This window comes from Solimicrobium silvestre, from assembly GCF_002976435.1.
GTDB lineage: Bacteria > Pseudomonadota > Gammaproteobacteria > Burkholderiales > Burkholderiaceae_D > Solimicrobium > Solimicrobium silvestre.
Window position 1 is genome coordinate 123,166 of sequence record NZ_PUGF01000013.1, and the last position, 26,332, is coordinate 149,497.

General features: G+C 47.9%; 28 protein-coding genes. 12 read left to right on the forward strand and 16 right to left on the reverse strand.

Annotated elements, in window-relative coordinates:
- Positions 1-47: 47 nt before the first annotated feature.
- Positions 48-728: a type IV pilus assembly protein FimV gene (locus tag S2091_RS14325; protein WP_105532624.1), complete on the reverse strand. Its 681-nt coding sequence runs from the start codon at positions 726-728 to the stop codon at positions 48-50.
- Positions 729-1,199: 471 nt separating this feature from the next.
- Here S2091_RS14325 and S2091_RS24665 point away from each other — a divergent pair, with 471 nt between their 5' ends.
- A complete protein-coding gene (locus S2091_RS24665) occupies positions 1,200-1,544 on the forward strand; it encodes a hypothetical protein (protein ID WP_105532625.1) in 345 nt (114 codons plus the stop codon).
- 230 nt (positions 1,545-1,774) lie between these two features.
- The gene (locus tag S2091_RS14335; protein ID WP_105532626.1) at positions 1,775-2,716 is read left to right on the forward strand and encodes an MBL fold metallo-hydrolase; all 942 of its coding nucleotides are present in this window, start codon (positions 1,775-1,777) and stop codon (positions 2,714-2,716) included.
- Positions 2,717-2,839: 123 nt separating this feature from the next.
- Here S2091_RS14335 and S2091_RS14340 read toward each other — a convergent pair whose 3' ends face one another.
- The 3 genes from S2091_RS14340 to S2091_RS14350 are packed head-to-tail and all read right to left on the reverse strand — an operon-like array spanning position 2,840 to position 5,591.
- Positions 2,840-3,658 carry an arginase family protein gene (locus S2091_RS14340; protein WP_105532658.1) on the reverse strand — a complete coding sequence of 273 codons (819 nt, stop codon included), beginning with the start codon at positions 3,656-3,658 and terminating at the stop codon, positions 2,840-2,842.
- A complete protein-coding gene (locus S2091_RS14345; RefSeq protein ID WP_105532627.1) occupies positions 3,655-4,890 on the reverse strand; it encodes a hypothetical protein in 1,236 nt (411 codons plus the stop codon). Before S2091_RS14345 ends, S2091_RS14340 begins: the two co-directional genes overlap by 4 nt.
- Positions 4,887-5,591 (reverse strand): methyltransferase, encoded by a 705-nt coding sequence (locus S2091_RS14350; protein WP_105532628.1) that lies wholly within the window; start codon positions 5,589-5,591, stop codon positions 4,887-4,889. The genes S2091_RS14345 and S2091_RS14350 overlap by 4 nt, the downstream gene beginning before the upstream one ends.
- Before the next feature lie 465 nt (positions 5,592-6,056).
- On the opposite strand from S2091_RS14350, the gene S2091_RS24060 reads away from it, so the two are divergent.
- The gene (locus S2091_RS24060; protein WP_165794996.1) at positions 6,057-6,227 is read left to right on the forward strand and encodes a hypothetical protein; all 171 of its coding nucleotides are present in this window, start codon (positions 6,057-6,059) and stop codon (positions 6,225-6,227) included.
- 90 nt (positions 6,228-6,317) lie between these two features.
- Here the strand turns inward: S2091_RS24060 and S2091_RS14355 are convergent, their stop codons facing one another.
- Entirely contained in the window at positions 6,318-6,860 is a 543-nt protein-coding gene (locus S2091_RS14355; protein WP_105532629.1) for a peroxiredoxin, read from the reverse strand.
- Positions 6,861-7,198: 338 nt separating this feature from the next.
- Positions 7,199-8,080 (reverse strand): LysR family transcriptional regulator, encoded by an 882-nt coding sequence (locus S2091_RS14360; RefSeq protein ID WP_243405429.1) that lies wholly within the window; start codon positions 8,078-8,080, stop codon positions 7,199-7,201.
- On the opposite strand from S2091_RS14360, the gene S2091_RS14365 reads away from it, so the two are divergent.
- The 7 genes from S2091_RS14365 (at position 8,079) to S2091_RS14395 (ending at position 13,789) form a co-directional block, all read left to right on the forward strand.
- Complete coding sequence (locus tag S2091_RS14365; RefSeq protein ID WP_243405430.1) at positions 8,079-8,624, forward strand: tautomerase family protein; 546 nt, start codon at positions 8,079-8,081, stop codon at positions 8,622-8,624. The genes S2091_RS14360 and S2091_RS14365 overlap by 2 nt on opposite strands.
- Complete coding sequence (locus S2091_RS14370) at positions 8,621-8,938, forward strand: monooxygenase (RefSeq protein WP_105532632.1); 318 nt, start codon at positions 8,621-8,623, stop codon at positions 8,936-8,938. The genes S2091_RS14365 and S2091_RS14370 overlap by 4 nt, the downstream gene beginning before the upstream one ends.
- On the forward strand, positions 8,928-10,388 hold the full coding sequence (locus tag S2091_RS14375) for an MFS transporter (RefSeq protein WP_105532633.1): 1,461 nt from the start codon (positions 8,928-8,930) through the stop codon (positions 10,386-10,388). Before S2091_RS14370 ends, S2091_RS14375 begins: the two co-directional genes overlap by 11 nt.
- Positions 10,389-10,554: 166 nt before the next feature.
- Complete coding sequence (locus S2091_RS14380; RefSeq protein WP_105532634.1) at positions 10,555-11,649, forward strand: NmrA family NAD(P)-binding protein; 1,095 nt, start codon at positions 10,555-10,557, stop codon at positions 11,647-11,649.
- A gap of 49 nt (positions 11,650-11,698) precedes the next feature.
- Positions 11,699-12,322, forward strand: a complete 624-nt coding sequence (locus S2091_RS14385; protein WP_105532635.1) for an alpha/beta fold hydrolase — start codon at positions 11,699-11,701, stop codon at positions 12,320-12,322.
- Between the two features lie 53 nt (positions 12,323-12,375).
- On the forward strand, positions 12,376-12,930 hold the full coding sequence (locus tag S2091_RS14390; protein ID WP_105532636.1) for a winged helix-turn-helix transcriptional regulator: 555 nt from the start codon (positions 12,376-12,378) through the stop codon (positions 12,928-12,930).
- Between the two features lie 271 nt (positions 12,931-13,201).
- Positions 13,202-13,789: an O-methyltransferase gene (locus S2091_RS14395; protein ID WP_243405431.1), complete on the forward strand. Its 588-nt coding sequence runs from the start codon at positions 13,202-13,204 to the stop codon at positions 13,787-13,789.
- 638 nt (positions 13,790-14,427) lie between these two features.
- Here S2091_RS14395 and S2091_RS14405 read toward each other — a convergent pair.
- The 10 genes from S2091_RS14405 to S2091_RS24810 form a co-directional block, all read right to left on the reverse strand.
- Positions 14,428-14,574 (reverse strand): hypothetical protein, encoded by a 147-nt coding sequence (locus tag S2091_RS14405; protein WP_207769714.1) that lies wholly within the window; start codon positions 14,572-14,574, stop codon positions 14,428-14,430.
- Between the two features lie 42 nt (positions 14,575-14,616).
- Positions 14,617-14,790 carry a VOC family protein gene (locus S2091_RS24320; RefSeq protein ID WP_207769715.1) on the reverse strand — a complete coding sequence of 58 codons (174 nt, stop codon included), beginning with the start codon at positions 14,788-14,790 and terminating at the stop codon, positions 14,617-14,619.
- Positions 14,791-15,202: 412 nt separating this feature from the next.
- The gene (locus S2091_RS14415; RefSeq protein WP_105532638.1) at positions 15,203-17,491 is read right to left on the reverse strand and encodes a putative bifunctional diguanylate cyclase/phosphodiesterase; all 2,289 of its coding nucleotides are present in this window, start codon (positions 17,489-17,491) and stop codon (positions 15,203-15,205) included.
- Between the two features lie 663 nt (positions 17,492-18,154).
- Positions 18,155-18,811 (reverse strand): hypothetical protein, encoded by a 657-nt coding sequence (locus S2091_RS14420; RefSeq protein WP_105532639.1) that lies wholly within the window; start codon positions 18,809-18,811, stop codon positions 18,155-18,157.
- A gap of 53 nt (positions 18,812-18,864) precedes the next feature.
- Positions 18,865-19,380 (reverse strand): DUF2867 domain-containing protein, encoded by a 516-nt coding sequence (locus S2091_RS14425; RefSeq protein WP_105532640.1) that lies wholly within the window; start codon positions 19,378-19,380, stop codon positions 18,865-18,867.
- An 856-nt stretch (positions 19,381-20,236) separates the two neighbouring features.
- Entirely contained in the window at positions 20,237-20,485 is a 249-nt protein-coding gene (locus S2091_RS24510) for a hypothetical protein (protein WP_243405432.1), read from the reverse strand.
- A 509-nt stretch (positions 20,486-20,994) separates the two neighbouring features.
- A complete protein-coding gene (locus S2091_RS14435; RefSeq protein ID WP_105532641.1) occupies positions 20,995-21,318 on the reverse strand; it encodes a hypothetical protein in 324 nt (107 codons plus the stop codon).
- Positions 21,319-21,491: 173 nt separating this feature from the next.
- On the reverse strand, positions 21,492-23,051 hold the full coding sequence (locus S2091_RS14440) for a M48 family metallopeptidase (RefSeq protein ID WP_105532642.1): 1,560 nt from the start codon (positions 23,049-23,051) through the stop codon (positions 21,492-21,494).
- A gap of 240 nt (positions 23,052-23,291) precedes the next feature.
- Entirely contained in the window at positions 23,292-23,615 is a 324-nt protein-coding gene (locus S2091_RS14445; protein ID WP_105532643.1) for a low molecular weight protein tyrosine phosphatase family protein, read from the reverse strand.
- A 255-nt stretch (positions 23,616-23,870) separates the two neighbouring features.
- A complete protein-coding gene (locus S2091_RS24810; protein ID WP_423828242.1) occupies positions 23,871-24,287 on the reverse strand; it encodes a YunG family protein in 417 nt (138 codons plus the stop codon).
- 472 nt (positions 24,288-24,759) lie between these two features.
- On the opposite strand from S2091_RS24810, the gene S2091_RS14455 reads away from it, so the two are divergent.
- The gene (locus S2091_RS14455) at positions 24,760-25,263 is read left to right on the forward strand and encodes a peroxiredoxin family protein (protein WP_105532645.1); all 504 of its coding nucleotides are present in this window, start codon (positions 24,760-24,762) and stop codon (positions 25,261-25,263) included.
- A gap of 74 nt (positions 25,264-25,337) precedes the next feature.
- Positions 25,338-25,895, forward strand: coding sequence for a DUF7482 domain-containing protein (locus S2091_RS14460; RefSeq protein WP_105532646.1), 558 nt, complete (start codon positions 25,338-25,340; stop codon positions 25,893-25,895).
- Positions 25,896-26,332 lie beyond the last annotated feature (437 nt).

Sequence of the window (26,332 nt, forward strand, 5' to 3'; positions counted from 1 at the left end):
CGGATTTGTACCACGCCACCTGTCGATATTTCAGTTTTTATTTGATCTCATCGATCCCGAATTGCCGGTATGGTCGGATAACCCCAAAGCCCGACACCTACATTAGTTGAATAATGATCACCAGGAGAATATTTGCTCCATTGTCGCCACTGAAGTTGAATTTTCTCACTTCTTCCATTGTCATCAATCGTCAGGTAATAGTTCAATCCATGTTTCGACGGTCTAGAACTCTTGTCTAGAATAAGAAATGAAACCGGTACAGGATCTGACCTGGGGAAGTGGTTGTTAGTCACCAAGGTTAAACCCACAGTGCCAGCAACAATTCCCACTGAAAATAGAAAAATCTTGGCAGTATTATTTGTCCTATCACTATCATCAGGTCTGGAACGAATTGCAGCTAAGGCTGCTAGAACGGCTAAAGTCACGCCAATCAACAATGCTGTCTCTACAAGCGGCGTTGAATTCAAAATTCTTGGTCCTTCGACCATGCTCCAAATCAACAATAGCATTCCTCCGAAAAATGTCATAACCACTTTAACGTCTGATTTTGACATTTTTTTTCTGGAATTATTTGTTTTGCCAGAACGAATTTCTAGTAATTTGTTTTGAAATTCAATTCGATCCGGCTCTTTTCTAATGGCCTCTTCAAGTACCTTTTCAGCTTGCGGCTTCCGACCGTATGAAAGGTACACCTCTGCAACGGCCAGCGGATCATTAGAGTTTTGCATGCATCAACTTTAAAAATAGTTGCTCAGAATCAGTACGTGGGTCTATCTAGAACAAATTTAAAACTGATCAATATGGCCGTTTTGTGCCGCGATCGTGTAAAAACCAAAAATCCCGCAACGCGTAATTTATATACGTTTCGATTGAGGTTTGAAGAGGTGCAGGGCGTCGTAGTTTAATCTGATTTTTTAATTTCACGCTGCCCGCTTTTCAGTTTTTTGTAATTTTAGGCCTTTATTGTCACGAATGCGTGCGCTAACGCACCGATTCGATAGATACCTTGGAATAAAGTAGAAATGCTGACGTGTGAATCATCCTAAAGAATCGGATGCATTTAACTAAACCAACGTCGCAACGACAGCGATTTTGCCCTTGCATTCGATACTGGAAACACAATGCAAAAAACTGGCGTGGCCTACCGTTCCATACACAATATCGTGTTCAATTTTTACGCATTATAAATAAGGATCTATATGAAACATTCCAACCTATTGGCTGCGTTAATTACTACAGCTGCTCTCTGCGCATGCGAAAAACCGATTGTCACACCTGCTCCTGCGCCTGCTCATGCGACCTCCCCCACCACTATAGTCATTGCCGGGCCCGCTGGCGCGACCGGAGCCACAGGAGCTTCAGGTGCTGATGGAAGCAATGGGGCGACAGGCAATACCGGCAACGATGGTGCAAATGGCAAAGATGGCGCTAATGGTACTAATGGCGCAGCAGGAGCCACCGGTGCGACTGGAAATGATGGAAACAAAGGAGACACGGGCAAGACCGGCGGAGACACAGTTGTGATCGTTCCCGCTCAAAAGTAATGCACTCTGGATGGTCGTATTTCGGAGTCAATGAATATCCCATTGACTCCCGACGACTGCAACTTGCTTTCCACTAACACCTCCTACTTATTGCACGCTACACGGGCAATCAATCAAATATCTAAATACGAAAATAATCGTTCGCGGAGGGCCGTTAACGCGCTCTAATTGACAGATGGCCAACGATTAATTCTGGCGTAAATCCAAGCAAGCCCTCAACAAAGAAGAACATGCATATCGATTTCAATCGCAGAAAACTACTAGCCGCATTTGCGGCACTCGGACTAGTCAATATCAGCTCCTTGGCACAAACGACCGCTCCAGGAAAGAAAACCCGCCTGATCCTGCTCGGCACAGGCGGCGGGCCGACGCCTAAGGAGAGTCGCTCCGCGCCAGCTCAGGTAATCGTCATCAATGACGTCGCGTATGTGATCGATTGCGGCAACGGCGTGGCACGTCAGTTCGTAAGCGCAGGCCTCAAACTGAGCGCGATCCGCAACGTATTCATCACGCATCATCACTCCGATCACAATGCCGACTATGGCAACTTGTTGCTGCTGGCTTGGTCCGCCGACCTGGCGCATCGCGTCGATACCTATGGTCCGCCACCGTTAGTGAGGATGACGCGGCAGTTCTTAGAACTCAACGATTACGACATTCAGACCCGCATCACCGACGAAGGCCGCCCGCCTCTGGCACCACTGATCCATGCGCATGAATTTAGCGAACCAGGACTGATCATGCAAGACGAAAACGTGAAAGTAACCGCCACGTTAGTACGGCACCCACCGGTGGTGTCGGCCTTTGCCTACCGTTTTGACACGGCCGACCGCTCAATCGTAATTTCCGGCGACACGGCACCGTCTGACAATTTGATACGGCTGGCCCAAGGTGCCGACGTGCTGGTACACGAAGTAATGTACATGCCAGCGCTCGAAAATTTGCTTACCATCGAAACCAATGCGATCCGCTTGAAGGAGCATTTATTGGCAGCCCATAGCACCGCCGAACAAATCGGTAAAGTCGCCACCGCAGCCAAGGTGAAAACGCTGGTGTTATCGCATTTCGTACCGGGCGGATATCCCTATCTGGACGACCATGTTTGGCTGGATGCGGTACGACCGCACTTTACCGGTGAAATCATCGTCGGGCGCGACCTGATGGAAATCTAATGCAAACCCAATGAATCGTTGATGCTCAACTAGTAACCTGTAATGTGAAATGACTTGCAATCGTCGGGTCTATTAGCTGCGCGTAAATCAAAGAATTTGCGTCGCGCTACCACTCGTCCCGTGTCAGGGTAATACTTCATTGAGCAGCTTGATGCAAGCCATCGCCGTCTTGTCATCGACGTCTTGCTCTGCGTGCCATGCAGACATCGATATTGCGACAATATTTTTACTACGCAAGCTCTGGAGCAGTGCCGTAATATCGGCATAGGTAGGCCCTTCTTTAACGTGGTATTTTAATGCCGGCATGTCTGCTTCAGCATCCAACACGTCCGTATCAAAATGAAGGTATAGGCGCTCACCCGGCACAAGGTGCAAGGCAACTTCCTGAATGGAGCAGCGGATAACGCCCGATTCAGCAAGCGCTTCCTTTTCTCCAGGATCCAAGTCGCGTGCGTCCGACAGAATGACTTGTTGTTCAGGATAAGGCGTAACACCTATCGCAGCTCGCAAGGCAGCAAATGTATCGTGGCTGTACTTCCTCCCATCAGATTGCCCCACCATCATTGCCAGTGGCATACCGCCAATGTACTGAGTCTGAGTTGTGCTATAGGTATGAAAATCACCGTGTGCATCGAGCCACAAGATTCGATCCGGCGCCTTGCCTGCCTGTTGCAGCCCGGCCAACATACCGAGTGTGCTAACACAATCACCAGCAATGCAAACAGGCACAGCGCCGCTTGCCACAACGGCCACCACGGCATTGGCAAGATTTGCATAAACTTTACCCATACGACGCATCTGTTCATTCGCATCAGGAATAGATACCTCGTGGAGATCAGGAATTGCCAACACTTCCCACGCGCGGGAATCAAGGTCACGCACACGAGAGAGCCTATCCCGACGCTGACCCATTAAATATGGAACGAGCAAGTGGTTTTTCATATCCATCGTTCTGAATTCATCGTGTATCCCAGCGTGTCCATCATGGAGCGTACTTCTAGCCTGGTTCCAAGCTGCATTAATTGATCCTCACGACGTTTCCATCGTGTCGTGCCAGGCATCTCAGTCGCCATCGTTACCGGCAACGCTTCCGGAACTTGGAGAGAGGCGAGGCCAAGGTAGTTCGTTATTCTCCGCACCGTAGCTGTCGGGTCCATCAAAAAACTCTCAAATGCAATCTGAAGTGCCGGAACGCCTGTATTTAAAAACTCACGATGGGATGATATCCATTGATTCAGGCAAATGTCTTCCAGATGTGCGCCAATATAATTTCGCCAGTTCGGAGGAAGGTCGAATTTCCACCAATTTTTGCCAAACGGCACGGCATCGGAATAACCTTTGATATTCAATTTGAACCCAGTCTGCCCCAAATTGTGGGAAAAAAAACCGACTGGGGACAACCATCCGTCCATCAACCCATTCACAGTTTGTGCATAGCCTCGGGTTAGATGAATATATTTAATGTCAGCATTCGGAAAAAGCTGCTCGTACATGCCAACTCTGTAGACATCAGTCGACGTTTTGAATAGCAGCATTTTTTTGTCAGCATCGCCGTCCGAGAAAGGACGTCTGTTACGCCGTGGCACAACAAACGGCGGCTCTTCAATTTTGAATGCTTCGTCAAAATATCGGCCTGCTCCCACCTTTTTCTCGCCATCGTAGTAAGCCATTCTCCATGGTTCATCACTAAATATCCTAGAAAGAACATGGTGTTGCAGGTGCCTTTCTTGAGGGTAGCGATTCACGCAATCTTGAGTAAGGGTGACGTCAAGCGCTTGCAATAGTTTTTGATGCTGGTTTAAATCGGAAAACTTGGCGGGGAACTGCATGACTAGCCGCTTTGCCCATTGCTTCTTGAGTTGCGTGGGGGAGGCCTTATCTGCCAACACGGTCAGATTATCGAATATATTATCAACCAACTCGCTTAGATTCGATAACACGCTCAACGCATCGCTGTCTGAATTGAATCCGAAGCCGTTTCCCGTCAAAGAGAGAAATGGTTCAATCTCCCCATCCATAGAGGCGATATCGCTATGTGAGGAGAGAACCTTTGTCACCAGACTTGATCCAGATCGTGGGCTAGCCACAATCACTGCCACATGTTTGACCGCTGCCCCCAATTCAACATGGGGTATATCGCGCATTATGTTAACTGCGTCGATAAGCGTCCTCATATTGCGCTCTCTAACTCCATCCTTTTGATAAGGAAAACAGTGAATTCAGCATATCCGGCCTTATCGACCTCCTTGGCAACAGTACTGCCCAGTGAGTGTACAGAAAAGCCAGCTGCCTTAGCGAGCGCTTTGATTTCTTTGATCGCACCAAAATTAGCTTGCGAAAAATAGATGCGCCCATTCGGTTTCAAGTACTTACCTACCTCTGTAAAAAATCCGGTATTGGTCTTAAAATCCGTGTCCCATTGCGATTGAGCGACGATGTCATGCGCGGGTTTAATTCTAAACGGCAGGTTTGCCGTGATCACATCAAACTGATCTTGGCCGACCTGCTGGAATAGACAGGACTGTTTAACTTCTACGACGTGCTCAAAGCCATGCTGCCTAACATTATATTTAGCACTCCTGATCGCGGACGGGTTGACATCAACAGCAACAACCCTGCCAGCCCCCTTATAGCAGGCAAAAATAGCAATGACGCCAGACCCGGTGCCAACATCCAACACGCTCTCACCTGGATTAATGTGAAAATTATTCACTAGCGGATGGCTGTCCGCAAAAGGCAAGAATGTGCCGGGGTAAACTCGAAATTCCTTGCCAAGATACTGAATTGCTTTCCCTGATCGTGGTAACGCCTTGATAGCTTCCTGGCGTTCTTGTTGCCATAAATCTGTTCTCTCTAATAAAGATATGTTATCCATTTTAATCACCGTCCTATAAATGCAGTCATACGAAATAACCACCAGCTTAAGCTGGTGGGTTTTGCGTTACCAGAACCCGTTAAAAGCAGTTCATCTGTAACGCTCTTTATTCCCACGCATCGTCTACCCACCAACCAGGTACAGTCACCTTAAGCGTAGCGCGAGGTAAAAGTGTCACTTCTACGAGGGTAAATGTGTCAATTCAATGAGGGAAAAAGAAAAAGTGTCACCAAATTTTTCTCCCCCCGAATAGTGAGGGTTTTTTGAGTCGAGTTAATTTTTGACTATACGCTTCGAAGACCCGTATGCCACGCGGCCTGGATGCATTCATTGCGGTTTGGAATGGTAAATTGCTCATGATTTCAGCAACTTACATCAACTTGTGTTAATTCAAAGCTCCGAATTGACAGGTTTTCTTTGCTATGTTGTGAATTGACACTTTTGCCTGGTTTGCTGCAAGGGGAAATGTCTCACTATGCCGAGACCATAAGAAGAAATGAGGAAAAAATCGGTGACACATTCACCTTGCGCTACGTCAAGCCGCGCACGACTACCGATATTGTGACGGATGCATTGATGGTAGCTGGGTTTCGCCTTAGGCCGAACGCTAGTTTGATGCGCTGCGGTTGGTGGTAGCAAATTAGCATTAAGCAATGATGCGCTCAATGGCGGCGAGCTCCTGATTCACGTCAAGAAATCAGTTCAATGCAAGCCGCCCAACGCCCCTTATTTTGATGAGTTTTCTGCTTTCCACTTTCTCACTGCGGCAAGCGTGTTTTCAACATGCTTATCCGGCGCCATATCGGTAAAGGAATAAATAACTTTGCCATCTGGTGAAATAACGTAGGAGGTGCGATTTGCGTACTCAGGTTTTTTCGCGAGAATCGCATCGTAGGATTTCATAATATGTTGATCGGTATCGGCCGCAACCGCAAATTTGCTGCGACATTCGCTAACCGAAAACTTGTTAAGCGTTTCAATACTGTCATGCGATACTCCGATAACCGTTGCGCCCAGCGCACGATACTGTTCAACTGCCTCAGCAAATTCGTGCGCCTCGATTGTGCAACCGGTCGTAAATGCCGCGGGGTAAAAATACAAAACAACTGGTCCTTTTTTCAGCGCCTCGGCCAATGAAAATGTGAATTCTTTTCCAGCGATCGAGGCCTGTGTAGTGAAATTGGGCGCCGAGTCACCAACAACTAGGGCGGCAAAACTTGGGGTAACGAATACTGTAGCCAATAGTGTACTTGCCAAAAATTTTTTCATTATTGATCTCCATGTGTCGAATTTAGTTATATACGTCAGGTGAACGCCATTGAATAGGTCTGGTGTGTAAGCAGTTATCCAGCATCGAAATACCTCATATTGCCAAACTCGTGCCTAGCTGATATTAGCAGAAAACCCAAGTATCCATACCTTTCCATACAGAGTAATACGCTGTGCGACCGAATACGATCCCATGTCCGGTTTAATTGTGCCGCACTGGTCGCTGCTGTCATTTATTGCGATCACCTTTGTACTAATGACGCTGATTGTGCGAGGCCATCGCAAACAAATTCTTGGCCGTCAATAACGTCGGTAGCGCCTACATCAAGACTACCTTTCTACCTAAACTGCTGGGCCAGCATTGCAGCAGCCTCGGCAGCGAAGGCAGAATTGAAGACGTGCGGGACGATCAAATTAAACTCGACCTCAGGCAATATCGGCAACCCTTTTCGTCCGCGAAACGCGGTGACTTTTGCGGGTACAGCCGAAGCATTGAGGCAGCTCACGCCGAGTCCAGCTGACAGTGCCGACTGGAGCCCGAGAACTCCCGATGCGGAATGCGCAACGTAATGGGCGACGCCACTTTCCTTGAGTATGGCCAGCATGTAGCGCTGCTGGGAACAGGTGCCGGGCAGCGCAATCAAGGGGAGCGGTTCCAGTTCTCGCATCACAAACGAAGGCGATGCAACCCAGGCAAGCGGCTCACGGCGTATTGGAATGCACTTATGCGGACTATCGGGTTTCTGTGCGTTGATGATCGGCTCTCCGACTATACGCATCGACAGGCCGATATCAAATTCATCGGCACTTGAGGTTTGTTCAATTTCCACACTCTTACGTACGGACACGTGCAGGCGTAATGCGGGGTACTGATCATGGAGCCGCTTTAGTATCGCCGCCAGCCCTGCCGGTTGAAAATAATCGGTGATTGCCAACCTGAGCTCGCCAGCCAGCGAAATACCCTGCATATCCAGATAGACGGCATCATTGAGCGACAACATGCTGCGGGCGTGACCGAGCAGACGCTGCCCAACCGGGGTTAATGTCGAGCCTTTTTTACCGCGCAAGAAAAGGATTTGCCCACAGGATTCTTCCAGCTTGCGGATTTGTTCACTCACGGCCGACTGTGAGCGCGACAAACGCAGCGATGCAGCAGAAAGGCTTCCGGTTTCGGCAACAGTTGCCAAAGTGTGCAACAGCTCAAGGTCATAGCGGCGCATGATTATCCATCCGTTTTGTCGATGGAAGACATCATATATTCCCGCTTTTCAATTGGGAAGCTTTGTTTCAAACTCAGTGTCCTTCTTCAACCATTTCGAGGTGGATATGCCAGGCATCATGCTTAAAATTTCGGGTCGTGAAACTCACGATCAAACCGTAAGCTTCGCTGACGAACTCACCAGCCTGGCCTGTTCAGTGCTGAACAAGGAAGCGAGCCAGACCATGGTGATCATTCAGTTCGTTCCTCACGAACAGTGGTTTATTGGTCGCCGTTCCCTGGCCGAGCTGGGCAAGAATTCATTTCGGCTTGAAGTGACGATTACCGACGAAACCAACACCAAATCGCAGAAAGCCCAGTTTCATCGAGATGCATTCGAACTCTTGTCCCGGATGCTAGGTAACGTGCATCCGCATTCCAATGTGCACATCATCGATTGCAGGGCCACTGCCTATGGGTATGGCGGTATCACGCAGGAGTATCGCTATCAGCGCGCAATTTATGCGGAAGTTAAGGCCGTCGCCGAGCGGAAGGTTCAATCATGATCACCGTCCTCATTTCGTTCAACCTTGCGCCGGGTACGACGCGCACCGACGCACTCCACATTTACCGCAACAGCGCAAAAAAATGGGCAAGCAATGTCGACCTGATCGAGAAATATTATTACTTTGATGAACAAACCCTGTTGGGCGGCGGCGTCTACATTTGGAAAAGTATCGAGGCTGCACGACAATGGCACGGCCCGGACTATGTAGCCATGGTTGAGTCGGTGTATGGCAATGCACCACGTATCCAGATACTTGACACACTCATCCACATCGAGCCAACCACCAGACGTATTGTCGAATATGGAAACTGATACAAACTCCCAGCTTGCTGTGGCCAGCCCACAAACCAAGACGGACAATAACGGCGCCGCCCAACGCCGTGTTCTCATGGCCACTGCCATCAGCTACGTAGTCGTGCTTCTTGATACGTCGATTGTTAACGTGGCGCTGGATCGCATTTCCGTGTCGCTGGGAACCCAGATCGCGGGTCTGCAATGGGTGATGAATGCCTACATTTTGGCGTTCGCCAGCTTGCTGCTGTCAGGTGGTACGTTGGGTGATCGATGGGGTGCACGTAACATCTATCTGGCGGGTCTGGTGGTATTTACGCTAGCGTCGGCGGTCTGTGGTCTGGCACCAGATTTACCTAGCCTCATCGTCGCACGCATCTTGCAAGGTGCCGGTGCGGCCATGCTGGTACCGTGTTCCCTTAAACTCATCAATCATGCCTTCCCCATTCCGGTGCAACACGCTCGCGCCGTCGGCATATGGATTGGATGCGGTGGAGTCGCCATGGCCGCTGGTCCTTTGATTGGTGGTGTACTGATTCATTGGTTCGATTGGCGCAGCATCTTTTTTGTTAACGTGCCGATTGGATTGATCGGTATTGGGATGACGTGGCGTATCGCGCCCGACGCTCGACTATTGACACTGCGCCGTTTCGATCCGGTAGGCCAGATAACGGCAATCGTCGCGCTTGCTGCGCTTATCGCCGCACTGATCGAAGGTCATGCACTCGGCTGGAATTCACCGCTGATATTGGCAGGTCTTGCCGTTACCGTTGTGGCCGGAACAATATTTATTTGGGTCGAGGCGCGCAGTAGTGATCCGATGTTGCCGCTATCGTTTTTCAAGAACGGCATATTTACCGGATCAACCTGTGTTTCCATGGCCTCGGCCTTCGTATTCTATGGCTTGCTCTTCGTTTGTAGCCTGTATTTCCAACGCTCACGCGGCAACTCACCATTAGTCGCTGGATTCGCTTTCCTACCGATGACGGCGATGGTGGCCGCAGGCAGCATCGTCTCCAGCCGCGTTGTGACAATTTGCGGGACGCACTGGTCCATGTGCGGTGCATTCGGGTGCTATGCCGCCGGTGCTCTAGGGATGTTGTGGGTCGACCAGATCTCTCCTTACTGGCTCGCGGTCGCACCGATGGTAGCCATTGGACTCGCCTCCGGATTCATCTCGCCAGCGGCAACCGCTCCGGCTATGGGGACGGTCGACAAAAATCGATCCGGCGTGGCGGCGGCTGTACTCAATTCGGCAAGGCAAACGGGCGCTGCGCTGGGTGTGGCCATCTTCGGCTCGTTGATCGCTGCGCTTCATCCATTTGAAGTCGGTATGCATGCCGCCTTGTGGACGGCTGCTGCCGTATCACTGATCGCAGCGCTGACTTGGTGGTTCATATTAGAGCAAAGCCCATTGCGCCAGACCCGACAAGAGGGATCATGTGCTGCACAGGAAAAACGCAGGGGCTAAAAAATAAATTCTGAAGTACAAAATTGATCGCTTGACTCCCTATAACTCTTATTATAAGATTTATTAACTCTAGTTATTAGAGTTAATAAATTCGATAGCAGTCCAGCATGGTTGCAGGCGCCGATTACCGAAGCAACAGGCTCAATCAAACCCATGGAGTCACAGCATGTCATCACCCATCATTTCAACCATTTTCATCATAGGCGGAACAGGAGCCCAGGGTATCCCTATCATTCGCGCATTGGTCGACGATAAAAAATATGCTGTTAGGGTTCTCACCCGCGATGCCACATCCCGACGAGCCAAGGCCCTGCTTGAACTACCCAACGTCTCCACTTTGGAAGGGTCATTCGCTGACGAAGATATTTTGCGGGCAGGGTTTCGCGGTTGCGATGGCGCATTCATCAACATCGATGGATTCAACACCGGCGAGAAAACCGAAATCTACTGGGCCATACGCAGCTACGAAATCGCCATCGAAGAAGGGGTTAAATTCTTCGTTTATGGAAATTTAGACTACGTGCTCAAATTATCGGGTTACGATTCGACCTTCCGCACGGGTCATTACGATGGCAAAGGGCGTGTGGGTGAATGGATTCAGTTTCAGAATCAGGCGAACCGGGAAAGAATGGGTGCTGCGATATTCACTTCGGGACCGTACATGGAGATGGCGATGTCGCCGATGACACCGATGACGCCGACGTTAGAACAAGGCGTCGTCACTTGGCGGGTTCCGCTAGGCGAGGGAGCGGTACCCCATGTAGCGCTTGAAGATTGTGGATACTATGTGCGTTGGCTTTTCGACCACCAGGAACGCGCGAATGGCATGAATCTCGAAGTCGCAATTGAACATGTACGCTATGCGGATCTTGCTGCGGCATTTGAAAAGGTCACTGGACATCCGGCGCAATACATAGACACGAATTTGGACGCGTACTGGGATGGTTCACTCAAGGCTGCAGCGAATGCGCCAGCTGGTTACAATGCGAATCTTAACGATAAAAGCACCATGACTTTCAGGGACAACTTCACGGGATTCTGGAATGTCTGGAAGCACTGCATCGTCAAGCGGGATTATGCTTTGCTGGACGAAATCCACCCGAACAGGATCAAGAGCGTGGACCAATGGTTAAGAAGAGAAGACGAGTTGGGAAGAGCGCTTGGAAAAGGAAGTCTTTGGGACCGGATACAGCCGGAGAACTTCCGTAACGAAACGCCTATTTTAAAAGTTAGCGAAGATGGTAGAAAAGGAAAACTATAAATGGAAAACTACACGTGCGTGACTTATCCGATTTCTTGAAAGATCAGACATGACAATCACGCCAACCAAACTAATCTTCCTGCCGGGTGCCGGAGGTAGCGCCGAGTTCTGGCACCCGGTCGCCAGTTTGCTCACTCATCCTGCATCCCGTGTACTGCTTGGATGGCCCGGTTTTGGGTCAGTCCCAGCCAATAGCGATGTGCAAAATATAGATGACCTGGTAGCACTGGTGGTCGATGAGATTGATCAACCATCTGCACTGCTTGCCCAGTCCATGGGAGGCGTTGTCGCCATTCAGGCCGCACTAAAACGACCTGAGTTGATTACACATTTGGTTCTGGCGGCAACATCCGGCGGAGTGAATATGTCCGACCTGCAGGTGGCGGATTGGCGTCAGGCATTCATCGAAGCAAACCCGACATTTCCCCGATGGTTTGCAGATTACAACGACGACTTGTCGACTTCAATTGTCGCGATACAGGCGCCAACATTACTGCTGTGGGGAGATTCGGATCTGATCAGCCCCATCGACGTAGGACTGAGATTGAAAGAATTATTACCTTCTAGCCGTATTCACGTTCTTCCAAACGGAGAACACGATTTTGCCAGTAAACTTGCCGCATCAGTCGCACCGCTGATTGATACCCATCTTAACAATGCAAGATCAACCTAGGTTACGCCCTCCCATAATCTTATAATGAGAGCTTCTTGCAAGGAGAATAGAAAATGCGTTCAAAAGGTTTTGATGGGATGGTATGTTCAATCGCCGGCGTGTTGGCCGCTATCGGTGACCGCTGGGGCCTGCTGATCTTGCGCGACCTGTTCTTCGGCATTAGTCGATACGATGATTTTCGATTATCGTCCGGCGTGACGAATGCAACCCTCAGCAATCGACTGAAACACCTTGAGGCCAACGGTCTCATCGAGCGGCAGCTTTACCAGTCAAATCCGCCGCGATACGAATACCTGTTGACCCAAAAGGGTCGGGATGTCGCTCCAGTGTTGGCGATGCTCGCCGAACTTGGGGATCGCTGGGACGTCTCTGGCGCCACAGAACCGCCACTAATGTTCGTCAACCGAAAGTCCGGAGCCCCGGTTCGGTGGATGCCGATAGACCAAAACACTGACGAGCAGTTGAGCACTTCGGACGTAATGTTCAAGGAAGGTCCAGGCGCCGACGATCTGGTTCGGTGGAGATTATCCTATGCGGAGAGTAGCGATGTGGTCGGCGACAAGCTTGCTGCGCAATCTAGAGCCGCATCAAAACCAACGAAACGATAACGTTCCAGAACATCAGAGGTGTGACAATAATTTCCATGGCGTCGATATGTAAGTGAACTAGTGGTATGAGAAGCTCTCATGCTGGCTGGAGTTGATTTTAGTTCGTCCGAATATGTCATGTTTGTACTATTAGTTAAGTTCTATCGGCTGTAAGGCATAGCATCGCTTATCCGCCTGACCAGCCGGTCTGGATTTCGTTGTCCGATATTCTGTGATAGTCAGGATATCGGACGGTTAAAGGGTCTATCCCAATTTTAAATAGGAGAGTGCTTTGAATTCCACATTGAAGAATCTTTTAGAAGAGCTGGAAGCGTTCGGTCACACGAATGACGACTCGGTTAAGGACCGACCACGCCGCATGTTAAACATCACGCATGACACAGGAGAATTTCTGTCAGTCCTAATAAGAATCATGGGCGCCAAACGAGTTCTTGAAATCGGAACCTCTAACGGCTACTCAACGCTTTGGCTTGCTGATGCTTTACGTACTATTGATGGGACGGTAAAGACTGTTGAAATGTCAAAATTCAAAATTGAGATGGCGACAAAGAATTTTGCCAGCTCGGGCTTGCTTGAATATATAACCCAAATTGAGGGCGATGCTGGCAGCGTGTTGAGTGATGCGGCAGATGCCAGCTTCGACATGATTTTTCTTGATTCAGAGCGCTCTGAATATGTAGGATGGTGGCCTGATTTGAAGCGAGTCCTGCGTAACGGTGGATTACTGGTCGTGGATAACGCCACCTCACACGCGGAAGAGATGACGCCATTCATCAAACTAATTCAAGCAGATGCAGATTTTGTTACGAGCTTAGTCCCCCTAGGGAACGGGGAATTCCTGGCGACAAAGGAAAAATGAATGGTGTATTACGTCTTTGGCTAATACACCCTACCGATTGCCAGTTATTACAGGTTACGCGAGCTGAATGTAAAACAAATTCAGGCAGTTTTTTGCGCCAGTTAAGAGTGTCAGTGCATGATACGTAGTGCAGCTTCAGAAAGGTGGTCGGTATGTAACACCGTGCTCAGTACAATATTGAACACCCGCATAAAGCAACTTCACATTGCTGCATACACATGCAGACGATTCTGAAGCCGGCTTTTCCGGAACACAGTATCCCTCACAGTCACTTCCTTTTTTGCATGATTTCCCTACGTCATGCGTTGGGGGATTGCAACCGGAACCCAAACCAGTTTCACCGTTGTCTCCGAGCCAATGCCCTCCTATTTTCTTACATTGAATCTCAGTATCGGGGCATTCTTCATTGTCCCCAACAGAGTAACTAATCGTTGGTCCTTTCCAGCACATTTTTATATTTTTTGGCGGGACATCAGGCGGTTGTGCATAGTTACCGAAAACAATAATGGCTAGTAATAGCAAAAGCTTTTTTTTAATCATTGTTATGTTCATTCGCCAATTAGAATTGGTTGTAAGTGAAACGTCACAGTTTAAGTCAACTCGTAAGATGTAATAGCAAAGCGTATTGCACCAATTTCTTAATCAACATAATCCGACATTACATCACCACCCCAATCCACCGGATAAACCCCATCTTCCACCAATCGATGAAAAGTTGAATACAGCCAATCGCATACTCGTTTAACCAAGCCATGTTTAACTAGATTGATATGCGCGTAATTCATATGTGGCGTAATACACCCTACTGATTGCGGGCTTCGTCTCAATCAGGGCGACGCTTTGCGTTTCGGCTCCCACAATTCGATCTTGTTGTCTTCTGGATCAAGAATCCTCGCTAAGCGGCCATTCGGATCGTCATCGGTGCGCTTCAGGACTGTGACGCCTTTCGCGAGCAGACGGGAGGGAATTGCATCCATATCGTCGACTGCATAGTTGATCATAAATTGACTGGTCGATGGTGCGAAGTATTTCGTCGACACCGGTAACGTGCTCCAGATCAGCGCCGACGGATGCTTGGGCGCATCATAGCGCAGCGCAGCACCTCCCCGACTGCCAGCTGCAGACCAAGCACATCGCGATACCACGTAGCCAGGGCCTTCGGATCCTTCGCCTTAAAGAACACGCCGCCAACGCCAGTGATGTGTCCGGCTGTCTCGGCAGACGCAGATTCACCTGTCACATCAGAGGACCAGGATGGGCCCGACAGGCTTAGAAGCAGGGCTGAAAACACAATGGGAATTCCGATTTTTTTCACTGTCGACTCCTTTTAAATATGCAAATTTTGGTCTTAACCTGATCATCGACTACGTGCCGATATTTGCCATTTTAATTCTAAATCCCCCTGAACAACTCTTAATCTGTAATGTGAAATGACTTAAATTCCTGGATTGGCATCGGGCGTCCGTAAAGATAACCCTGATAAGCATGGCATCCGCAGCTCGCCAGAAAATCACGTTGCGCGGAAGTTTCGACGCCTTCGGCGATGACGCCAAGACCGAGACTTTTGCCGAGAGCGATGATGGTTTTTGCGATGGCGGCATCGTTGGGATCACTTAGCACATCGCGGACGAACGACTGATCGATTTTCAGTTGATCCAGAGGCAGACGTTTCAAGTAGGATAGCGAAGAATAGCCAGTGCCGAAATCGTCCAACGAAAAGCACACACCGCGCGCCTTTAACGCTGACATTTTCTCAATCACTTCGTCAACATTCATGATCAATAAGCTCTCCGTCAACTCCAACTTCAGGCGCTGCGGATTAGCACCCGAGCTTTCCAGCACCGTCAACACTTCATCGACAAAATGGTGCTGCGCGAATTGCCTTGCGCTGACATTGACGGCGATGCTCAAATGAGCCGTTTCTGAAACTGCGGCCCAGTCGGCCAGTTGGACGCAAGCGGTTTGTAGCACCCATTGCCCTAGCGGCACGATTAGCCCAGTCTCTTCAGCAAGCGGAATAAATTCGGCGGGAGACACCACGCCACGCTGCGGATGCCGCCATCGCACCAACGCTTCTACTCCGGTCACACATCCATCTTCCTGCACCTGCGCTTGGTAATAGATCATAAATTGTTCCGCACTGACTGCCTCGCGCAAATCTTCAGTCAATGTGGCACGAGCTGCGACCTTGGCCTGCATGTCACGATCAAAAAACCGAACCGTGTTGCGCCCGGAGTCCTTGGCCTGATAAACCGCAAGATCCGCCTGCTTCAGCAGCTCATCAACCATATCTTCGTATTCCCCGAACAAGCTGATGCCTATGCTCGCAGAGCAATGGTATTCGATCGATTTATGCCGGTCCGCTCCCATTTTCAGTTCCAGGTTGAACGGCTCATTGAGCACAGTAAGAATCTTTTGCGCCACGGTTTCTGCTTGAGAAGCTGCCAGCGTATCGGGTAACAGATCTTCCACCATTACCACGAAATCGTCACCGCCCAAACGTGCCACGGTGTCGCCTTGTCGTACCGAGGATTGGAGCCGCCGCGCCACTTCGACCAGCAAACGATCGCCGACATCATGTCCATGAATGTCATTCAGTGTCTTGAAATTATCCATGTCGATAAACATAATCGCACCTTGTCGACGGCTGCGCTTACACCCCGCCAACGCATGACCAAGCCGATCTACCAGCAGCCGCCGGTTCGGCAACTGCGTCAATACATCATAGAAGGCCAGGGTGTGGATTTTGCTTTCTGCGACCCTGCGTTCGGTGATGTCGGTTGCGACGGAGATCACGTATCTGGCGATGCCTGCGGCATTGCGAACCACCGAGCTATGAACATGAACAAAAATGTGGCTACCGTCTTTGCGGACGTAACGTTTCTCGCGGTCGAAGCTCTTAATTTCCCCATGATTTAGCGCCTCGAGCCCGGCAATGTCGGCCGCCACGTCAAGAGGGTGCGTGATGTCCTGAAAAGCCAATCCAAGCAGTTCTTGCCGGCCATAACCGGTGATGTCGCAAAGCTTCTGATTGACTTGCAGCCAGTGACCGTCCAAACCCAAGCGAGCAACGCCGATCGGTGCATTTTCGAAAGTCGCGCGGTATAGTGCCTCGCCGTCATGGCTTTTTTCCAGCGATTTATCCAGCCCATGCAGCAACATCACCGTTGCGATCGTAATCAGTGAATTAATCAAGGTGAAATTGATCGTGATGATAGTCCAGCGCAGCAATGGGTGTGCTTCAAACCCTTGAATATTTAAGTCGGCGTTAAACAAGTAACCAACGCACAAAAGCGTAAAAGCATTCAGGGCAATTCCAAACAAGGCGGGTCGCAATCCAAGCAGCAGAGCAACCATCACGGGGAAAGCCATCAGATAGATTTCACTCGCAGGCCCTACCGAAAATAGTAGCGACAGCCCAATCAAGTAAATCAGGGCGCAAAAATTCCAGGCACGAGCTCGGTAGCTAAGCCGCCGACTGTGCCAAAGGGCGAACAACCAAGCCACCGCCAATGCATCAGATATCGCGATCGCGGGACGTTTGTCGAACAAGGCGGCAAGTGCACTGGGCACAGCCACGATAGTCCCGAGTATCAGGACCACAAGTAAGATCGTAGACAGGACATAATTACGCCATTGCGCAATATCCCCGAGTTCACTCTGCGGCGCGATGATGAGTCGACGTATGGACTGAATCAGCATGATGATGCCGTCTCCCCTTCCAATATCTAAGCACAAAACGATGCGGCGTTACATTGAAAAGCGGAACATGCTTAATCTAATTCAAGCTAATAGTTTCAGGGCTTGATGGTCCATGGCAGAGCTCCTAATAAATTCTTTATTAGAGTTGCCAGATACTTGCTATTTTTAACAGGGAAACCCGTCTGCTATTCCACCAACCGGCCACATTATTAGCCAATCCGGATTACGCGTTAATTTCCGAACAGGCGGCAAAAAGCCAGCACCTTATTAGTCTATTCCAAATCGATTAATGATCAAGGCTCGAATTGCACTTGGCGTAGCGAGCGGGTTGAATCCCGCTTTGTGAAAAAAACATAAAATTCCGTATTAAATCAAATGCTTAGTTTATTTTTATTATTTGCCAATTTTATTTTTTTGACTCCGCTTGCTCCACCGAAATCCTGCAAATATCTAGTTGGTATGCTGGAATTACCCCACAACTTTGTGCCCCTACTTGCAGCTATCGCCACTCGTGCTCTTGTTTTGTCACGAGAAATGGCTAGCGAAGCAAGTCCACTAGCCATTGAAGCAAAAAATTTTGTGAGGCCTGAACAAACATGGGCTATCCCAAGCAAGGCAAATTCATTGAAACGCTCAATCTCGTTGTTTTACAGACTACGCAGACTAGTTTCCTTGCGTATTAATATCAAAATCAAAAGCAGACATGCAATTTGCTCCATCCACATACTCAACGTTCACAGTATCAAACCGTTTTGCACTCCTGGTAAAGAGCCGACTGAGATTAGCGTGACGGGTTCCATGCGGATCATGGAACAATTCCCATCCCATATTTGTGTGTTCAATAGCTTCCGAAATTTTTTGCAAATCAATGCACATCGGAAGGGCAAATGGATTAGACGAGTTTTTTAGATTCCACCATCTAAACCCAAAACCTGTACTGTTTGGCCCGACTGTAATTCCCAATGAAAAAGACCAATCAACTCCTACCTGTATGTAAGACTTGTACCATCTACTTTTTTTCCGTTGATGGGTGGACTCCTCATGGAGCGATTCAGGCCCCACTTCGCCTGGATTACCCATTTTTATGCCGAAAATAGCTTCCACTTTCTCTTTGGATAATTCCTTAGCCGGTATTTTTAGCACCTGCATCAACTTGTCCTGCATCTCGTCAGGTGTAAAAGAAAAGGGGGATTCCCGCTTAATTGAAGCTTGATTCTGGGAGTTATTTCCGCTATTTACCGTCGATCCAGTTTGATCGTTTTGAGCTATCGCCGCATTAAATGGGACGAATACAATTAGGCATAGCGATGCTAGAAACATTGATCTCATCGATGATTGACCTGTTTATTCAACTGTTCAAATTGCCGGGTAACCTACCTGGCTTCCGAGGACACGTTGTCGCGCCGATTAACTGCTCGTTGTAGCATCATGCGAGATAAGAGCTTATGAAACGGCATGATGGTACACAAGTAGATTCTTCCAAAGAGACTGTTAATTTTAACCAAGGTTGAAATCGTCACTTCTGATCCCTTCAGACTCGGTTTAATACTTATCCAGATCCGAAAATCCAGATGCTTGTCGTCACCACCAACGACGACTTCAGCGCCCGTATTTGAAATAATCGGAAACACGTCAATCTTCCCCAGCCCGCGATCGCTAAAGTCAATACTGGCCCTTAGTCCGAACGGAGCCACGATTCTGTTACGCAAGGTCATCAGACATCTGGCCATGTGTGGCGGATCGGCGAAGGCGGCGCGCGCTGCTTGTGCGGCGTCGACGTAGGTTCGATCTGCCTGACCGGAATAACCATCGGCGAAATCAATGTGCGACAATCCCGACGCACGAATTGCCGCTGTCGGCGCGGGAATCAACAAAACTTTGTTTGTCATGAGTATCCTCTGAAAGTGGTGTGCGGTTAAAATCTTGAAAATATACAGCTTCGATTTCTCAATTCTAAAAACAAAGATCTACGCAACCGTCCCCTTTCCGTCTTTTTCCGTTCAGATACTACATGACGGTTGCCGTTTGTAAACATGCATGGCCAGCATGGTCATTTAAAAATGGGAAAGCGCCCGTTTAATGGATGCGTAGGCCAACGTTATTCTATGGTGGACGGATAGGTGGTATCGGATTTTATTTAATCCTATTCAAGAATTTTTAAAATAAAATTTGCTTAACTGGCGGCTCGCGACGGTAGGATGACCCAAGTAGTTTTGCCAAATTCAATGGTTAAATCAGCGCTGAACTACCGTTTGAGTTCTAGAGACTTGAGATTAGAATTCGACTCTTGAGACTAAAATCTTGAACAGCAAGGAACCGACAATATGAGTAGTCAATTACCTAAACCTTTTGAAAAACCGTGGTTCATCGTGAACTGTGTGGCGTTATGTATTGGGATCTATGCCATGATCTTTCATCATGCCACTGTAATTTTCGGTATTTCAATGATATCTTTCGCTGCACATGCCATATATAGCGGCCATTTCTCATTGAGAAATACAGACTACTCGAGAAGGGAAGATTCGGGAGCATTTTGGATGAGTGTTTTCGCCTATACCTGCATTGGTCTTTTTTTTTGCCTCATCAGGAAGCTATAAATAAATCAGTAGACTCACCTCTCAATTAACACCCGGCTAGATCTGGTGCAGCCGCGTTGATCAAACTCGTAACCTGTAATCTGAAATGACTTGCAATCGCAGGGTGTATTACAAGCTATGAATTAGCTTGTACGCCTTACCACGTTGGCTACAAAATATAGTCGCAGTGAATCTGCAAACTTTCGGTAGCATTGCGATGAATCTGAAAGCCTTCTTCTCTCAGGGCAGCTTGAATCTGTGCAAGGCTCACCGCGCATTTCCTCGTGCGGTGCTGCTGCCAGAAAAGCGGCGTAAATACCCCTAGCGGCAACATCCGCATGCGGCGTCCATTGATAAGAAACGAAACGTCGACGTGCGTGCCATCGATATCGTGCCCATTGCTGCCAAAGATATCCATTATTTCAGTACGCCTACCCGGATAAAGTAAGCAAAACAATCTGACGCCTAGTGCGCGAAAATGAATACGCGTAAAACCAAGACTGGATGCTCGTCGTTCGTAGCCGCGCGTCAGTATCAGACCAATCTCAGCAGGTAATTTTGCTTGGATTGTCTGGAGCTTACTCAGAACCTGTGAATCTATTTGCACCTGCCGAGCAGGCCAACGTGGCCGAATCTGTAAACCGGCATTGAATCCGCGAGATAGGCTAAGCAAAGTCAAATGTCTCACCTTTCGATAGTTATTAACTCGTAACCTGTAATGTGGAATAACTTGCAACCGTGTATTAGCCAAAAGCGTAATACACCCGATTGCAAGTTATTACAGCTTACTCTTTAAATACCTTATTTCAATACAACTCACAATTCTGTTGCTTGCCATTCGATGGAATCTCAGTGACAGTTAGTCCATCGTTAGATACACGCACACTGTACCTGGTTACAATCCACCAACCTCCTTTTCGAGGGTCTTCATTCGACATTTTCAGGGGCCCTACATGCACTTAACTCAAACGAAACCGCACCAAAATACTCTTCCTGCTTATTTTGAAGATTGACTGCTTCCTCAGATAATCTTCCCGCCAATTTCCACTGAGTAAATCTTGCCGATGTCCATAAAGTATTATTTGCAGGCCCTTCAGTGACGACACTTCTGACGATATAAAGTTGAGATTTCGGACAAGATTTTGCCTCAGTTCCTGGATCACATTCACCTAAGTCAGATGACCGAAATACTCTGACTTGCAATCCCGATCTTAATTGAATCTCTTCCAACAACTCTAGAGATGCCAGCATATTTGCAAAGTTCTGATCCTTGCTGGCCTCAATTACTGCAGCCTTCGCATCACAAAAAAGTGAACCTAATATTGCGACTACAAGGATGACAATTATTCCAATCGATTCAAAATGTCAAAACTTACTTAAATTCATATGGACATCTCTATTGAAGTTAGCCCACGTAGCCTATATCAAGCAACCTTTTTTTCAAGTGCATCTCGTTCTCGCCAGCGCACAGCATAACTCTCGGCCATATCAACGCTCTTGCGTTCTACGAGAAAAGAGTAAGCGCGTTCGCAAGCTGGTTTAGTCGCTTGTGGGTCAAGTTGCATCGAGAGATCCAGAAGCGCCAAGCCTTCCTGCTCACCTTTATTGAGTCGTGCAATCCCTTCAAAATACAAGCCAAGCGCATGATTAGTATTGGCGGCATTAAAATCTGCCCACGCGGTACGAATGTCTGTCTCTGGTTCCAGACGCATTAAGAGATTCAGCATTTCAAACTGGCGCTCAGTATCACGATGCGGCATGCTTTGCAATTCTTGCAATCGCATCTGCTGTTTATGGATTTCAATATGACGAGTCCCCCAAGACGGAGCGACTTGTTTAGCCCATTGTTCTTGCAGCTCTATCCTCAGTGATTCCAGTGACTGAGCAAACCAAACGCTACTCGCAGGCTCCTCTAATATAGTTGGCGGCAAGGTAAGCAGTTCCTCCTCCTTGTTTGCAATACTTACAAGACGCTTACGTAATGTAGGATGAGTATCGGCAAAGTGCCCTTCCTTGTCCAACGCATCTTCCAGCCAGCGAACCATCTGAGTCTCTTCCGGCGCTATCGATGTCGAAGAAGCCCACCGCTGCAATAAATCGTTGGGTGGTGTGGAGTTCTCATTCACCTGTTTGAACGTATTTTCCAAATACTGACGAAATCTTGGCGCGATGATATTTACACGCTTGAGTGCACGGGTAGCGTTATGCGAGCCGACAAGCTCGGCAGATGCTGCGTCAGCTCGATACTCGTCAGCACGCGCCAAAACAAATGTATAGGCATTGAAATAGGATGCATACCACCGCACCATTGGCGAAATCAGGCGACTCAACCAACCTTGAAAGTGTGAAATATAGGCTTCTACTGTCGACCATGTATGACGCAAACGATAAATAAAAGCAGAAAAGCGCCCATGAGATCCTGCTAAATGCCCGTATTCATGCGCAACGACTGCCAAAGCCTCATCGGGAGTCATATATTCTAGAAGCGGTAACCCTAACAATAGGTAATTCCGCGGCCAACCAAAGAGTCCCAATGCCGGTCGCTGAACAACAGCCGCATTAACATCATTAATAAGCAAAACATGGTGAACCCGAGGCCCATCCATCTGGCTGCGCATATTGTCTAACGCAGCAAACAATTGAGGTGCTTCGGTTCGATTGATTTCACGGCCAGTTGGTGCTGGCATACGGATGAACAATGCCTGCACAGAAGACTTCAATGTGAACCAAAATGGTAATGCAAGAAGAATCAAAAGCTTTCCAAGCTTTAATAAAAGAATGAGCGCCGCACCCCCCGTAAATACCATGGCGGCAGCAAAACCTACTACGAGAACTAAACCCAAACCGACTGCTGCCAGTATAAGAGCAAGAATTCCGAATCCGACTAACGTAAGCATTATTACTTTCAACCGATATCGCGTCGGCGTAGCAGCACTCTCTTGCTCAAGGCGCGTCACCATGCTCTTAAAACGGTCCATTTCCATTTAAATTATCTCCCTGTGATTTTGATATTTCATTCAATTTATTATTTGATTTATTAAAAAATTTTAACGATATGATCTATGACCCTAACTCGTAACCCGTAATGACTTGCAATCGTAGGATCTATTAGCGAATAAGCGTAATACACCAAACAGTTAATTAGCTTAAATGCTTCTTAATTATATTTATCGATGATTGACGGATTAGGCTTTATTACAAGCTACGCGAGCTGCAAGTTAATCTTAACGTAAAAATTTGCCAGCTTTTGCTTCAAGAAGCCTAATTAGCTCAGGTTGCATATATTCGTATTCATCAGGGATTTCCAAACAGATTACACGCTTACCATTGAGATAGGATCTAAATTTAGCGGAAAGCTTACTCCTATGAGGCTTCTCCATCACAAATATTATATTCGCCCAAGCTAACTGCTCCGGTGAAAGCGAAACGTTGGCATCGTTGCCGAGACCAGCAGAATCGGTCTCTACGTCTGGCCACGATGAAAAGATTTGCTCCGCCGTTGGACTACGTAGCCTGTTTTGAGTGCAAATGAATAATGCGCGTTTCAAGTTAACCTGCCTAATTGTTAGGAACTAAGTGATGGGATTGACTTAAAAGTGAGTCGCTATCGATCATCATGATATGAATTTCGAATTCCCGGCGGATTGGGCTGGAGCTTCGCCAGCCCAACCTTCTTTAATTAATAATGACGATCATTGAATACATAAGCCACCAAGTAATTTGGTGTTTTGCGTTTTTTACTGTTGAGTGTTGGGCTGATGAAGCTCCAGCCCAACCTGCAATGGTCGGTTTCAAGAACTTCCTCAACTGTCCGGATAGCTCGTAGACCGTATTTTTCCTGCACACTCTTTCAATCGGGTCGTCAGAAGATTGTATTTATGATCCGACGTGTCCCGCAATGCTAAGACACGTGACGATAGCATATCGTCGTATGGTTCAGGCTCGCCGAACTGACTAACAGTTAGATCCCATTTAATTCCGTTTATCCTGTTGTAGAAATGTGTTCCGCCTGATGTTTTGGTGGAAAGTATTTCTCCGCCAAAGTAGTCTTGGACAATCAGTGATGTCACGCTGCAATGGTTTTTAGCGGGGGATTGCGGTGACAATGAATCCGGTGGACTTGCAGTGTCGCTCACCCAAACTTGGGTGAGAGCACGAAAGAGGTCCTTTGGGGTCGATAACTGCGGATTATTTGTAGGCATTCTGGTTTCCAATTCCATTTTATTTAAATTCTTGAAAAATCAAATTTCGAAATTCTATTGACTGGTTGCTCCGTGCCTCCGATTCCGAGCATTCGCCAAAATATGCTGACCGGCTCTTGATCTTCACATTCCGGCCATACACAAGGAAAAGACAATAATTTAAAAATTAAATACTAGCAACATTTTAATCATTGGTCGTAGCTGGGGATACAACTGGCAATCAACATTTCGCTCTGAACGCTAGATGTGTGCCCACTAAGGAATTTCTCCCAAAGGATCTTCAGCTCGTATCTATGGACTCCATCCGATTTGCAAGGTAAAAATCGGGTGGAGTCCATAGATACGAGCAATCGCTTACGCATTTGGGGGCGATGTCAGATTCCTCTGGACTTAGCGAAACATCAGATTAATATGGATGAGAGGTCTGTCGGTCAAAACCGTCCACTTAGTCTGGCAGCACGACATGGTGGAATATTAAAGGGAATAGCATATGTTACGCAGAAACTTTATTCAATCTGGCTTGATGGTTGGTTTATCGATGTCGTCAGGACTTTCATTGGCAGATACAGCGCCAGCGCCGTTTGTACTGCAGGGAACAGAGATTAGCGGGAAGAGACTCGACCTGAGAGACTTTTCGGGTCTGACCGTTCTGGTCAGCTTTTTCACCTATGACTGCGATGTCTGCACTGACGATTTGAAACTGATGCGCGAATTCTATTTCAATAACCGGAAAAAGAAATTCATGCTGCTTGGTGTTAATTTGGACACCAACAAGAAAGATCTTGACGATTACAACGAGCTGACGACGCAAGCATACCCCAAGGATCAGCGATTTCCGACCGTATGGCGAAATGCAGCAGGCCATAAGGACAATTTTGGAAATATCAGTGTCAAGCCAACTCATTTTGTACTGGATAGTAAAGCACAACTAAAATTCAAACGAGAAGGCAAGTTTCAACCAGAAGATTGGGATAACTTATGGCTTGCTTTATAGGCTATTTCAACAAAGCATCTGGCCCATGAAGTGGATCGCGGTGCCCCTAATTTCACGCAGACTGGAGTATTTCAATGATCGCAAATCGCAACGCCAGCAGACTTGCTTCTGCATGGATAGTATCCACCTTACTTATCACCGGCTGTGCCAGTTCGCCAAGCCAGATATCGTCGGAAAAATTCATCAAACTGCCGTTGGTGCCAGGATGGTTTGAAGGAAAACGCGTGTGGTATGTCACAACGGATATGTCGGACCACGCAATGGCAACAGGGGGCAACGCAAACTTTGTACCGTCGCTTGCCAACGCGTTACCGCCCGATCCTCCTGTACCCGGAACACCGCTTTCGATAGACCGGATTTACAAGTTTATGAATTTCGATCAGGGAAGCGTGCTTCCGTCTATACCACAACCGTTAGGCGGAGCTAACAGCAACCGCGAATATAGTCCGTTATGGCAGCTATATGCTGTGTATTGGCAACCAGGAAAAACTCCTCACGAGCTGCACTCAGAGAAGGAAGTCCTTGAGGCACAAGACAGTGGCTTAATCCGCATCAAAGCGTTGCGCATTATTGTGAATTGCCCAGTAATCAAAGTTGAAAATGCGCTGCTTCCTGGCGCTGAATTGCCCTGACGTCAAAAATCAAGAATTATTTGGAAGGCAATGAGATTGAGTTAACGCTTCAACTAACTGAAATTAACTTTTGAATGTTATCTGTTAATGACAACCATCAGGCAAAAGCTTTAATTCGATTGAGGAGTCGTTTATGCACGGTTAGCGTATGGGCTCGCGCATTTGGCGTTTAACGTTGATTTGGCCAACTCGTTGGGCTAGCGCAGCCCAACATTCTTTACTTAATCATGACAATCATTGAATACATAAGTCGCCAAGTAATTTAGTGTTTTGCGTTTTTTACTGTTGAGTGTTGGGCTGATAAAGCTCCAGCCCATACATGGACGCCTCCCGCTTGCAAGTACAATTTGCAAATAATGTCATGACATAGTCGATTGCAGCCATACATTCGGTCTTTAGCGCAGCTACTTTTGTATGAGCTGCTGACGCACGATGAA